The following is a 14,293-nucleotide window of genomic DNA, read 5'->3' on the forward strand; positions in this document are numbered from 1 at the left end:
AGATGGAACAAGAAGTTATACTAAGAGTAGAAAATCTAAAAAAATATTTTCCAATAAAGGGTGGATTTTTTTCTAAAACTATAGGTAATGTAAAAGCTGTTGATGGTGTATCTTTAGAGGTAAGAAAAGGAGAAACTCTAGGAATAGTTGGAGAATCAGGTTGTGGTAAATCTACAACTGGTAGAGCCATACTTCAATTACTTAAGCCTACAGGGGGAAAAGTATACTTTAAAGACCAAGACTTAAGTAAATTAAGTAAGAAGGAAATGAGAGCACTTAGACCTAAGATGCAATTAATATTCCAAGATCCATATTCTTCACTAAATCCGAGAATGACAGTTGGACAAATAATTGGGGAAGCTTTAATAGATCATAAAATGGCTACTAAAGAGAATCTAAGAGAGAAAGTTTTAGAAGTAATGGATCTATGTGGGCTTGCTGAATATCAAATAGATAGATTTCCACATGAATTTTCAGGTGGACAAAGACAAAGAATAGGTATTGCTAGAGCACTAGCACTTGATCCAGAGTTCATTGTTGCAGATGAACCTGTATCTGCACTTGATGTATCTATTCAAGCACAAATTATTAATTTATTAGTTAAACTACAAAAAGAAAAAGGATTCTCATATATGTTCATATCACATGATTTATCTGTTGTTGAACATTTATGCCAAAGAGTTGGAGTTATGTACTTAGGATCAATGGTTGAACTTGCAGATAAGGATGAATTATTTGATAATCCTCTACATCCTTATACAAAGGCATTACTTTCAGCTATTCCAATACCAGATCCAACAATTAAGAGAGACAGAATTATATTAACAGGGGATATACCTTCACCTGCTAATCCTCCAAAGGGGTGCAAGTTCCATACAAGATGTCCATATGCTACTGATAAATGTAAGAAAGAAGCACCTGAATATAGAGAAATTAAAGAAGGACACTTTGTTGCTTGTCATAGAGTTGGAGAAATATAAAGATTTAAATAGATTATAAGGGGGCGCTTTAGTGGCAATATTTGAAAGAAACATAGAAAAAATAGAAGAAAAAAACAGAAAGAAGCGTGAACTAGAGGAAGGCATAAAAAAGCTTAAAGCAGAAAATCTTCCTGGAAGAGATATTATAGCCCTTATAGTTGCAATGTTTCAATTAGTACTGCCATTTGCATTAGGAATCATATTTATTTATTTTTTAATAATGTTATTTCTAACGCAGGTTTGGTTATAGATTTAATTAGGTCTCGAAGAATTGATTTTCTTCGGGGCTATTTTAATTATTATTGAGGGGGTAAAATATGAATGTAAGTATTCAAGAAAAGTTAGAAGAAGTTAAAAAGTACAACCAAAGAATAAGTGAACTTGGTAAACTAAGCTCCTTAGCATATTGGGATATGAAAATGAGTATGCCGTCTAAAGCAACTGAGCAAAGGGCAAACACTTTAGGATTTTTATCTGGAGAAATATTTAAGATGGTAACAGATGATAAAGTAAAGGAATTTATAGAGTTCTTTGATCCTATTATGAATGAATTAGAGTTAGTTGACAGATCTATGATAAAAGCATTAAAAAAGAACTATGATGAAATAAAAAATATTCCACAAGATAAATTTGAAGAATATACAGTCGCCACATCCTTAGGAGAAGCTGCATGGGAAGAAGCTAAAGCTAAAAAAGATTTTGAAATATTTAAACCAAAGTTAGAAAAGATAGTTTCTTTATTAAGAGAATTTACTGAGTATTATGGATATAAGGAAAATAAATATGATGCATTACTAAACCAATTTGAAGAAGGGCTTACAGTTAAAAAGGTAGATAAGTTATTTAATGAGTTAAAAGAAGGAATTTTAAATCTATTAGGTAGAATTAAAAATAGTACTAAGGTAGTTAATAGTAAATTATTAGAGGGAAAATATCCTATAGAAGCACAAAAAGAGCTAAGTGAATATTTACTAGATGTAATAAAGTTTGATAAAGAAGCGGGTAGATTAGATGAAACTACACATCCATTTACTTTAAATATGGGAAATAAGGATGTAAGAATTACTACTCATTATTATGAGGATAATTTATTATCTAATATTTTTAGTATTGTACATGAAGGTGGACACGCACTGTATGAACAGCATATTCCAGATACCCTTGTAAACACAGGACTTGATGGTGGTGCTTCAATGGGAATTCATGAATCACAATCAAGATTTTATGAGAATATAGTAGGAAGAAGTAAAGAGTTTTTAAACTTTATTTTACCTCATATAAAAGAAAAGTTCCCAAGTTTATCAGATATAACTTTAGATGAGTTTTATGAGGGGGTAAATTGTGTTAAACCATCTCTAATAAGAATAGAGGGGGATGAATTAACTTATAGTCTTCATATAATAATTAGATATGAAATTGAAAAAGCACTTATAAATGGTGAAATAGAAGTAGGAGATTTACCTAAGGTATGGAATAAGAAGTATGAGGAGTATCTAGGAGTTACTCCACAAGATGATGAAGAAGGAGTACTTCAAGACATGCATTGGTCTGCTGGAAATATAGGATATTTCCCAAGTTATGCTTTGGGAAATCTTTATGGTGGACAATTCTTAAATAAAATGTTAAAGGATAATCCTTCTGTAATGTCAGAATTAGCTAATGGAGATTTAACTTATATAAATAGCTGGTTAAAAGATAATATTCATATTCATGGAGGAATATATACTCCTGATGAATTAGTTAGGAAAGTAACTGGAGAAGAACTTAAAACAAGGTATTTCTTAGAGTATTTAGAAGAAAAGTATACAAAGTTATATGATTTAAAATAGGTATAAAAATAGAGCACTACTATAAAAAAAGGTAGAGCTCTATTTTTTGTTTCTTAATAAATTTTATATATCATAGGTCTATTGGTATTATTAACAGTTTTTATTGAGAATATTCTTAACAAATAAAAAAGATTATTGTTAGAAATACTAAATATTATAAATATATTTATTAATATTTGTAAAAGATATATTTGTTGAAATAGTATATAAAATTTTAAAATAGAAAGAGGGAACAGTATGAGGAAAATGAAAACAATGGATGGAAATACAGCAGCAGCTCACATTTCTTATGGGTTCACTGAGGTTGCAGCAATCTATCCAATTACTCCATCAACACCTATGGGAGAAACTGTTGATGAGTGGGCAGCAAAAGGAAAGAAAAATATTTTTGGAGAGCCAGTAAAAGTTGTAGAAATGCAATCTGAAGCAGGGGCAGCAGGTGCCTTACATGGATCACTTCAAGGTGGTGCTTTAAGTTCAACATATACAGCTTCTCAAGGGTTACTTCTAATGATACCTAATATGTATAAGATAGTTGGAGAAAGGTTACCAGCTGTTATACACGTTTCAGCAAGAGCCATAGCTACATCTTCTTTAAGTATATTTGGTGATCACCAAGATGTAATGGCAACAAGACAAACAGGCTTTGCTATGCTTTGTGAAGGTTCTGTTCAAGAAGTTATGGACTTATCAGGGGTGGCCCATTTAACTGCTATAAAGAAGAGAATGCCATTTTTAAATTTCTTTGATGGATTTAGAGTATCTCATGAACTTCAAAAGGTTGAAGTCATTGAGCAAGAAGAACTTGCAAAACTTATAGACTATGAAGCATTAGAGGATTTTAGAAATTCAGCTTTAAATCCTAATCATCCTGTTATTAGAGGAACAGCACAAAATCCAGATGTTTACTTTCAAATGGCTGAGTCAATTAATAAATATTATGAAGATATACCAGATGTAGTTGAAAACTATATGAGCGAAATTACAAAGCTTACAGGAAGAGAGTATCATTGCTTTGACTATTATGGAGCAAAAGATGCAGACAGAATTATTATCTCAATGGGTGCAGTTTCCGAAGTCGTTGAGGAAGTAGTTGACTATTTAAATAAAAATGGGGAAAAAGTAGGATTAGTTAAGGTCAGGTTATATAGACCTTTCTCAGTAGAAAAACTTCTTAAGGCTATACCTACTTCTGTTAAGAAAATTGCTGTATTAGATAGAACAAAGGAGCCAGGGGCAATTGGAGAACCTTTATACTTAGATATTGTAAAAGCATTTAATGGAAAAGAGAATGCACCTATGATTATTGGAGGAAGATTTGGGCTTGGTTCAAAAGATCCTACACCATCAGATATTGCAGCTGTATTTAAGAATCTTTCAGAAAGTAAGCCAAAGGATAGATTTACTATTGGTATTGTGGATGATGTTACTAATCTTTCACTAGAACCAGTTAAAGATATAGATGTAGCTCAAGAAGGCACAACAGCTTGTAAGTTCTGGGGCTTAGGTTCAGATGGTACAGTTGGTGCTAACAAGAGTGCTATAAAAATTATAGGGGATCATACAGAAATGTATGCTCAAGCATATTTTTCATATGATTCAAGAAAATCTGGAGGAGTTACTGTATCACACTTAAGATTTGGAAAAACTCCAATTAAGGCTCATTACGAAGTTGATAGAGCAGACTTTGTAGCCTGTCACAATCAAGCCTATGTATATACATTTCCAATATTAGATGGACTTAAAAAGGGTGGTAAATTTGTTTTAAATACTATTTGGTCGCCAGAAGAAGTGGAAGAAAAATTACCTGCAAATTTAAAGAGATATATAGCTAATAACAACATTGAGTTCTATATAATTAATGCTGTTAAGATTGCTCAAGAAGTAGGGCTTGGTGGAAGAATAAATATGATAATGCAATCAGCGTTTTTCAAAGTTGCTAATATAATTCCAGTAGAGGATGCTATTAAGTACTTGAAAGAAGCAGTGATTAATACATATAGTAAAAAGGGTGAAAAGATTGTTAATATGAATCATGCAGCTATTGATGCGGGGGTAGATGCTATAGTTAAAATAGATGTTCCAGATTCATGGAAAGATGCAAAAGAAGATGGAAAAATTGAAGAAAATATGGATGTTCCAGACTTTATAAAAAATATTTGTGAACCAATGAATAAGCTAGAAGGAAACAAACTATCTGTATCAGCTTTTGTAAATGCTGATATGACTGATGGAACATTTATGTCTGGAACAACTGCATATGAAAAGAGAGGTATAGCAGTTAATGTTCCTGAATGGATACCTGAAAATTGTATTCAATGTAATCAATGTTCTTATGTATGTCCTCATGCAACGATTAGACCATTCCTTATAAATGAAAAGGAAAAAGAAAATGCACCTGAAGGTATGAAGATAATACCTGCTAATGGATTTAAAGGAGAGGCAATGTATTACATGATTGGAGTAACTCCTTTAGATTGTACTGGTTGCGGTAATTGCGTAGAAACATGTCCAGCACCAGGTAAAGCGTTAATAATGAAACCTCAAGATAGCCAACATGAACAAATTGAATGCTGGAACTATGCTGTAGAAGAACTTTCTATAAAACCAAATCCTATGAAAAAAACTACAGTTAAAGGTAGTCAATTTGAGCAACCATTACTTGAATATAATGGTGCTTGTGCAGGGTGTGGAGAAACTCCGTATGCTAAGCTAGTAACTCAATTATTTGGAGATAGGATGATGATATCCAATGCTACAGGATGCTCATCTATATGGGCTGCTGGTGGAAGTGCAATGGCATATACAGCAAATAAAGAAGGAAATGGTCCAGCTTGGGCTAATTCTTTATTTGAGGATAATGCTGAGTATGGATTAGGTATGCTTATAGCAGTAAAGACAATTAGGACTAGGATAGCTAATAATGTTAGAAAAGCATTAGAATCTGATATGTCTGAGGAAACCAAAGCTGTATTACAGGATTGGTTAGATAATATGAATGTAGGAGAAGGAACAAGAGATAGAGCTAATAAACTAGAAAAAGTTCTTCAAAATGAAGATAGCGAAATAGCTAAAAAGATACTTAATGATAAAGAATTCTTTGTTAAGAGATCACAATGGATATTTGGTGGAGACGGTTGGGCATATGATATTGGTTATGGAGGACTTGATCATGTGCTAGCTTCAGGAGAAGATGTTAATGTATTAGTTTTTGATACAGAAGTGTATTCTAATACAGGAGGGCAATCATCAAAGTCAACTCCAACAGCAGCAGTAGCTAAGTTTGCTGCATCAGGTAAGAGAACAAAGAAAAAAGATCTAGGAGCTATAGCAATGACATATGGATATATTTATGTTGCTCAAGTTGCTATGGGTGCTGATAAGAATCAAACCATAAAAGCTATTACAGAAGCAGAAAGCTATGATGGACCATCCCTAGTAATTGCTTATGCACCATGTATAGCTCATGGAATTAAGATAGGAATGTCAAACTCACAAGAAGAGGAAAGAAGAGCAGTTGATTGTGGATACTGGACATTATATAGATATAATCCAGAACTTCAAGGAAAGAAGAATCCTTTCAGTTTAGATTCTAAGGAACCAAAGGCAAACTTTAGAGATTTCTTAATGGGAGAAGTAAGGTATGCATCATTAGCACAAACATTCCCAGAAACAGCTGAAATGTTATTTAAGAAAACAGAAGAGGATGCCTTAGAAAGATATACTAAATATAAGAAATTAGCAAGTGAGGAATAATAGATTAGAAGGTTGCATTGTTATAATGTAACCTTTTTTCTTTTAAAACAAATTATCTTAAAAAAATTTAAGACAACATGTTAAAAGTTTACAAATAATATAAAAGGTAGTAAATTATAATAGAGGAGGGGTATAATGAAAAAGAAAATATCAATATTAATGTCTTTAATACTTTCAATATTCTTATTAGTAGGGTGTGGAGGTAGTAAAGGTCCAAAAGAGTATGTAACTGACTATTTTAATGATGTAAAAAGTGGAACTGAAAGTAAGATAGCACAACAAATGATATCTGCACAGTTATCAGATGAGGACATGCCTAAAGAGGCTGCAGATGCAATAATAAGCATGTTAGGCAAATTAGAGGTTTCACCAACAGATGAAAAAGTTGATGGTGAAAGAGCTACAGTTAATGTAACTATTAAAGGGGTAAGTTTTAAAACTGTAATAGGTAATTTTATGGGAAATTTAATGGCAGAGGCTATGAAAAGTGGTGCTGCTAATATGACTGATGAAGAGACTGAAAAATTAGTTACTGATGTATTAGTAAAATCAATAAATGATGCACCAGTGGAAGAAAGAACTGGTGTAGTGAATCTAACAAAGTCAGGTGATGACTGGAAGGTTGTAGAGGATGATTCACTTTTAGAGGTGATTTTAGGTATTACAGAAGCAGATATGAATAGTTTATTAAAATAATAATTGACAAAATTTAGATACACATATACAATGAAATAAATGGTAAAAATATTTAAAAGGAGGTAGGATTATGTTTAATTTAATTAGTGTAAATATAAGAATAAAAGAATATTTCTATAGTCCTATCTTATTAGAGAAGATTAAATAAGATTTACCTTTATTGATTTATTTTGAAGTATTAGAGGTCATGGACTATAGTTCCATGACCTTTTTGTATAACTGCAGCAATGTACTTTTAGGTCGTGGTATTACCATGACCTTTTTTTATTCTTTAGAAGAATAAATCAAAAGTAGATGGACAAGAAAAAGGGGATGTGACATCATGAAAAGAATATTAAATTATTTACTTAAGTATAAAATGAGTTTAATTATTGGAAGCCTCTCAATGTTAGGGGTAATTGCAGTAGATTTATGTGTTCCTTATCTTCAAAAAGTTTTTTTAGATGAAGGGATAATAGGTGGGAAAAAGGAATTATTTGTACCAATTATAGTATTATTAGTAGGAATATCCATAGTTAAAGCAATTTTGGGATATTTAAAAGAATATTTATATGATGCATCTAGTAGTAAGGTTAGTGAAGAACTAAAAAACGATTTATTTAACCATATACAAGAGCTAGAGTTTCAATATTTTGATGGTATGAATACTGGAGAACTAATGTCAAGAATAGGTGAAGATACAGATACTATATGGGAAACTATTGGATATGGATTAAGACTGTTTGTAGAAAATATATTTTATTTTGTTTTATCTACAATTATACTTTTTTATCTTAATTGGAAACTTGCTTTAGCTTGCTTTACGGTTATGATTCCGATTGGAATAATAGCTATAAAGGTTGAGAAAAAGTTTGGGGAATGTTATGAAAAGATAAGTGATAAAACAGCAGAAATTAATACAACGGCTCAAGAAAATATTGCAGGAGTAAGATTGGTAAAAGCATTTGCTAGGGAAAAGTATGAAATTAAAAAATTCTATAAATTAAATAAATCATACTATGATTTAAATATGGAGCAGGCAAGGATAATGGGGAATCATTTTCCTCCAATTGATTTTTTAACAAATATATCTCTAGTTATTATGATTATTTTAGGAGGATACTTTGTTTTAACTGAAGAAATAACTTTAGGTGTATTAGTAGCTTTTAGTGGTTATATTTGGAACTTGATATGGCCTATGAAAATGCTTGGGCAACTTACTGACTTATTATCAAGAACTATTGCATCAGCAAAAAAAGTATTTAAGATTATGGATAGAATATCTAATATTCAAGGAAAAGAAGATGGATATTTCCCGGAAAATATAAGGGGAGATATAGAGCTTAGAAATGTGTCATTTAAGTACAATGAAGATTTGGTACTAAAGAACATTAATCTTAAAATACCAGCAGGAAGTACAGTGGCAATCATGGGGACAACAGGCTCTGGTAAGTCTAGTTTGATGAATTTAATTGGTAGATATTACGATGTTTGCAATGGAGAGGTTTTAATTGATGGCGTTGATATAAGGGAATATAACTTAAATAAATTAAGAAGTAATATGTCTATAGTTCCACAAGATGTCTTCCTATTTTCAGATACTGTTATAAATAATATTAGATTTGGTAATCTTAATTCCACAAAGGATGAAATAGATAAAGCATGTAGAAATGCTTGTTGCTACGAATTTATAAAAGACTTACCACAATCTTTTGAAACTGAAATTGGTGAAAGAGGTGTAGGATTATCAGGTGGTCAAAAGCAAAGAATATCAATAGCTAGAGCTTTAGTAAGGAAAGTTCCTATACTAATTTTAGACGATTCTACATCAGCCTTAGATATGGAAACAGAACATGAGCTGTTAGCAAATTTAAGAAAAAGAGATAGCAATTCTACAACATTTATAATAGCGCATAGAATTTCAGCAGTAAAAAATGCAGATATAATAGTGTATTTAGAAAATGGTGAAATAAGAGAAATAGGAAAGCATAATGAATTAGTAAAGAAAAAGGGAATATACTATGATATTTACCGTGAACAATTTAAAGATTTTGAAGCCTTAGAAAGCGAGGCGATATAATGGCTAAGAACAGTACAAAACAAGATGAAAAGGTAACTAGAAGAAGTAAAAAAGATATAATAATTAGATTATCAAAATATTTAAAACCATATAAAAAACAATCTGTTATAGTAATTTTATTAATGTTTTTTGTAATGCTATGTTCAGTTATCAATCCTTATCTTTTAAAGGTAGCTATTGATGATAAAGTTGTTAATAAGGATGTTAGTGGATTAGTATTAATAGGAGTGGTTTTAGTTGTTTTAAATCTAATTGCATGGGTATTTTCAAGAATAAGATGGAATATGATTTCAGAAATAACTAATAATATTTTAATTAATATAAGACATGAACTATATTCTCATATACAAACTTTATCTTTTGAGTTTTTTGATAGTAGGCCAGTTGGAAAAATACTAGCAAGAGTGGTTGGAGATGTTAATGCATTAAAAAATTTATTTAATCAAAGTATTCAATCATTAATCCCTGAATTATTAAGTTTTATTTGTGTTTCAGTAGTAATGTTATTTTTAAATGTAAAGTTAACATTAGCATGTATGGCTTTATTACCCTTGCTAGGTGCTGCAATGGTGGTTATTGATATAGTTTCTAGAAAGCGCTGGGAAGTTTATAGAAATAAACGTTCAAATTTAAATGCTTTTACTCATGAAGATTTTTCAGGCATTAAAGTAGTTGAAGGATTTGCTAGAGAAGACCATACTAGTAATAAGTTTAAAGAGCTAGTTCATCAAGTGGTAGAAGCCTTTATAAAGGCTGTAAGAATTAATGATTTTTTCTGGCCTTTATCTGAACTTGCTTGGGGAATTGGAACAGTAGTGGTATTTGCAGTTGGATATAATCTAATCATTAATGGAGAAATAGAAATTGGTACCCTATTAGCTTTTTCTATGTATGTAGGAATGTTCTGGAGACCTATAATGAATATATCAAGCTTTTATAATACTTTTGTAACTAACTTATCAGCTGCAGATAGGATTTTTGATATTTTAGATATTAAAGGAAATATAAAAAATAAGGATAATGCAAAAGTTGTAGAGGATATAAAAGGCGATGTGGAATTTAAAAAAGTATACTTTGCATATGAAGATGGAATAAATGTTTTAAAGAATGTTAGTTTTAAAGTTGAATCAGGAGAAAGAATAGCACTAGTAGGAAGTACAGGAGCTGGTAAGTCTACAATAGTATCTTTATTAAGTAGATTTTATGATGTTACTTCTGGAGAAATATTAGTTGATGGTAAAAATCTAAAAGATTTGGATATAGAGTCTTTTAGATCTAATATGGGAATAATGCTACAAGATACTTTCTTGTTTTCAGATACAATTATGGAAAATATAAGATATGGTAGGTTAGATGCTACTGATGAGGAAGTAATGAATGCAGCAAAGGCAGTTAATGCACATGATTTTATTATGAATCTTGAAGAGGGATATAATACTGAAGTTAATGAAAGAGGCTCAAGATTATCTCTTGGACAAAGGCAACTTATATCATTTGCTAGAGCACTTCTTGCAGATCCAAGAATTCTAATATTAGATGAGGCTACATCTAATATAGATACAAAGACTGAAAGGTTAGTGCAACAAGGTATTGAAAAACTATTACAAGGAAGAACTTCCTTTGTAATAGCCCATAGATTATCTACTATTAGAGACTGCGATAGAATTATGGTTGTTGAAGATGGTAGGATTATAGAGCATGGCAATCATGAAAGTTTAATGGCTATTAAAGGAAACTATTATAATTTATATATGTCACAATATGAGTTCTTAAATGAAGGAGCATAAAAAAGAAAGGCGTAATGCCTTTCTTTTTAAAATTTTGTAGGGATCTGGAATGCAGTTTTACTTGCATGTTCCCCTCTAGTGTAAGAGTATTCTGAGGTTGGCGTATTAAATGACTTCATAGACGATGGAAATCTAATTTCTGATGAATTAATTACTCCGTCTGTTCTATGTTGTTTTTTATTTCCCATGGTTCATCAACTCCTTACATTTATAGTTTGTCTAAAAATCTTGAAGAGATACTAGTTAAATAAAGATACATTTGTAGGTTATAGGTTAGAGTTATATTCTTTAAATAGTTTTCTACATTTTGTGATTTTTTAATATAATAAATATCTATTATTTATTGTTGAATACAGTTAAAGAATTTTATATAAAATAAATTAATTGGAATATTATGTTGAAAAAATAATAAAAGTGTATTAAAATGGTAGTGCAAACGTTAGTGGGAGGAATTAAGTTGTCAGATACATTCAGATGCATTATCAAAAAAGAAAAAGGAAACTTTTTTATTGGTGAAGATTATAACGGTAAAAAGTACAATATAGAAAAGAATACTAATATACGATGCAAAGTAGGGGATGATTTTTATTTTTATGCACGTAGAGTAAAAGGGTTTTTAAGAGACACGTTAATACCTATATCAGATGAAGAAGCTGGAGTGAGAATATAATAAATATAAAATAAAAAAAGGCGAGATATCTCGCCTTTTTTATTATCTTCTCTTAGTAGCAACTTCTACATTAACTTTTCTTTTGTTAATTTTATTACCAGAACAAGTTTCTAGAACTTTTTGTGATACATCTTTATCAACAGTTACAAAGGAGAAGCTTTCTAATATATCTACTTTATTAACTTTCTTTCCGCTAATATTAGCTCTTTCAGTTATATAAGTAACTAATGCCTTAGGAGTAAGTTTATCTCTCTTACCGATAGAGAAGAATAATCTTACGTCATTGCTTGATGGAGCCTCTAAAGCATTCTTACTATAATCAAAGCTCATTTCTTTATCAAATTGCATCTTCATAAGGGTTGCAACTACTTCAACAGGATTATTATTTTCACATAGTTCATTTGCAAGTATTAGATACTTACCAAAGTTACCATCGTTAAGTTCTTTTAATATTTCTTTAGACTTACTATTGAACTTTGAGTCAATAATTTGTTGAACTGTAGGAATTGGTAACTTAGGAATAGATCCTTTAGTTACATTCTTTATTTGCTTAATCATTGAATGTTCTCTTGGAGTAACAAAAGAATAAGCTGTACCTTCTCTATTAGCTCTACCAGTTCTTCCTATTCTATGAACATATGATTCAACATCTTGTGGTAAATCATAGTTAAATACGTGAGTAACACCATCTACGTCAATTCCTCTTGCAGCAACATCAGTTGCAACTAAGAAGTTTAATGAACCTTCTTTAAATCTCTTTAAAGTTCTCATTCTGTGCATTTGAGACATATCTCCATGCATACCTTCAGCAACGTAGCTCTTAGATTGAAGTGCTTCAACTAATTCATCAACACCCCTTTTAGTTTTACAGAATATGATTGATGATGCTGGAGTTTCTAAATCTAACACTCTGCAGAAGGCTTCAAACTTAGTTTTTGGATTAACTTCAAAGAAACCTTGAGTAATCTTTGAAACAGTCATTGAAACTTTCTTTATATTTACTACTTTATAGTCCTTCTTTAAATAGTTTTGAGCTAACTTTTTAATTTGTTGTGGCATTGTAGCTGAGAATAATAAAGTTTGTCTTTCCTCTTGAGATGGTAATTCCTTTATTATTTCTTCAATATCATCAATGAATCCCATATTTAACATTTCATCAGCTTCATCAAGAACTAAGAATTGTACATGTGATAGTGGAAGAGCCTTTCTGCCAATCAAGTCTAATACTCTTCCTGGAGTACCAACAACTATATCTACTCCTCTTTTTAAGTCTTTAATTTGTCTTGTGATTGAATCTCCACCATATATAGGAAGAACTTTTAACTTATCGTATTTAGAAAGTTTGTTTAATTCTTCATATATTTGGATAGCTAATTCTCTTGTAGGAGTTAATATTATAGAAGATATATCTTTTCCTCTTTTAATATTATTAATTATTGAGCATCCAAAAGCTGCTGTCTTTCCTGTACCTGTTTGAGCTTGCCCTATTATGTCATATCCTTCTATTGCTAAAGGAATAGCCTCAGCTTGAATTTGAGAAGGATTAATATATCCTAAGTCATCAATTGCGCTTAATAATGTTTCTTTTAATTTTAAATCTCTGAATGTAATTTCTTTCATGTAATTTTCCCTTCATGTATATATTTAAATAAATTTATTGTATCGACACTAACTTTCTAAGTATAGCTTACTTTGAACAATAATGCAAAGTATTTTAATTAGTAAATCTTTCTCTTGACTAAGGAAGAGTAACTTTGTATTCTTATAAATGAATTAAAGATAAAGTAAGGATAGGTGAATCATGGTGATAGTTGTTGGAGGGATGATAGGCTTAGGAAAAAGCTCAGTATCAAAGGTTTTAGGGGAACATTTTAATTCGGAAGTATTCTATGAAAGTGTAGATGATAATCCATTACTACCCCTTTTTTATAGTGAATCAGAAGAGGAAATTCAAAAAAAGAGATATCCTTTTTTGCTACAACTTTATTTCTTAAATACTAGATTTAAGAGTATTAAGGAAGCATTATACGCTGATAATAATGTTTTAGATAGATCTATTTATGAAGATTGGTATTTTGCTAAAAAGAATATGGAACTTGGTAGAATATCAGAATTAGAAATGAAGATATATGAAGATCTTTTAGAAAATATGATGGAGGAGTTAAAGGAAATACCAAAGAAAGCTCCAGACTTAATGGTTTATTTAAAGGGGTCATTTGATACTGTAATAAATAGAATAAAGCTTAGAGGTAGAGAATTTGAAGTAGATGATTCCCTAATGGAATATTACAAGTTCCTTTGGGAAGGGTATGATTACTGGGTTAATAATTGTTATAGTGCTTCAGATGTTGTAATTATAGATATGGATAAGTTAGATATAGTAAATAGTGAAGAAGATAAGAAAGAACTTATTAGATTAGTAGAAGAAAAATTAAAGAATAGGCAATAGTAGCAAAAGAGAAAAAAGTTAAATTTGTTATTATTTATTTAATATTATGTAAAAAAAAAGTATTGGA

The 14,293-nt window shown here is 30.6% G+C and carries 10 protein-coding genes; 9 read left to right on the plus strand and 1 reads right to left on the minus strand.

Going from position 1 to position 14,293, the window contains the following annotated elements; translation table 11 throughout:
- Window positions 1-2: 2 nt before the first annotated feature.
- The 8 genes from DR024_RS04510 (at window position 3) to DR024_RS04545 (ending at window position 11,777) form a co-directional block, all read left to right on the plus strand.
- Window positions 3-980: an ABC transporter ATP-binding protein gene (locus DR024_RS04510; protein ID WP_027097283.1), complete on the plus strand. Its 978-nt coding sequence runs from the start codon at window positions 3-5 to the stop codon at window positions 978-980.
- 31 nt (window positions 981-1,011) lie between these two features.
- Complete coding sequence (locus DR024_RS04515) at window positions 1,012-1,230, plus strand: hypothetical protein (protein WP_027097284.1); 219 nt, start codon at window positions 1,012-1,014, stop codon at window positions 1,228-1,230.
- Between the two features lie 67 nt (window positions 1,231-1,297).
- Entirely contained in the window at window positions 1,298-2,809 is a 1,512-nt protein-coding gene (locus DR024_RS04520) for a carboxypeptidase M32 (protein ID WP_027097285.1), read from the plus strand.
- Between the two features lie 237 nt (window positions 2,810-3,046).
- Window positions 3,047-6,565: a pyruvate:ferredoxin (flavodoxin) oxidoreductase gene (gene nifJ / locus DR024_RS04525; protein ID WP_111918214.1), complete on the plus strand. Its 3,519-nt coding sequence runs from the start codon at window positions 3,047-3,049 to the stop codon at window positions 6,563-6,565.
- A gap of 135 nt (window positions 6,566-6,700) precedes the next feature.
- Entirely contained in the window at window positions 6,701-7,261 is a 561-nt protein-coding gene (locus DR024_RS04530; RefSeq protein WP_065254611.1) for a DUF5105 domain-containing protein, read from the plus strand.
- Window positions 7,262-7,583: 322 nt separating this feature from the next.
- A complete protein-coding gene (locus DR024_RS04535; protein ID WP_099313250.1) occupies window positions 7,584-9,320 on the plus strand; it encodes an ABC transporter ATP-binding protein in 1,737 nt (578 codons plus the stop codon).
- Entirely contained in the window at window positions 9,320-11,107 is a 1,788-nt protein-coding gene (locus DR024_RS04540) for an ABC transporter ATP-binding protein (protein WP_055185280.1), read from the plus strand. The genes DR024_RS04535 and DR024_RS04540 overlap by 1 nt, the downstream gene beginning before the upstream one ends.
- Before the next feature lie 457 nt (window positions 11,108-11,564).
- Entirely contained in the window at window positions 11,565-11,777 is a 213-nt protein-coding gene (locus DR024_RS04545) for a hypothetical protein (RefSeq protein WP_027097290.1), read from the plus strand.
- A gap of 42 nt (window positions 11,778-11,819) precedes the next feature.
- Here the strand turns inward: DR024_RS04545 and DR024_RS04550 are convergent, their stop codons facing one another.
- Window positions 11,820-13,397 (minus strand): DEAD/DEAH box helicase, encoded by a 1,578-nt coding sequence (locus DR024_RS04550; protein WP_055184879.1) that lies wholly within the window; start codon window positions 13,395-13,397, stop codon window positions 11,820-11,822.
- 181 nt (window positions 13,398-13,578) lie between these two features.
- On the opposite strand from DR024_RS04550, the gene DR024_RS04555 reads away from it, so the two are divergent.
- Window positions 13,579-14,226, plus strand: a complete 648-nt coding sequence (locus tag DR024_RS04555; RefSeq protein ID WP_027097292.1) for a deoxynucleoside kinase — start codon at window positions 13,579-13,581, stop codon at window positions 14,224-14,226.
- Window positions 14,227-14,293 lie beyond the last annotated feature (67 nt).

This window comes from Clostridium paraputrificum (assembly GCF_900447045.1).
GTDB lineage: Bacteria > Bacillota > Clostridia > Clostridiales > Clostridiaceae > Clostridium > Clostridium paraputrificum.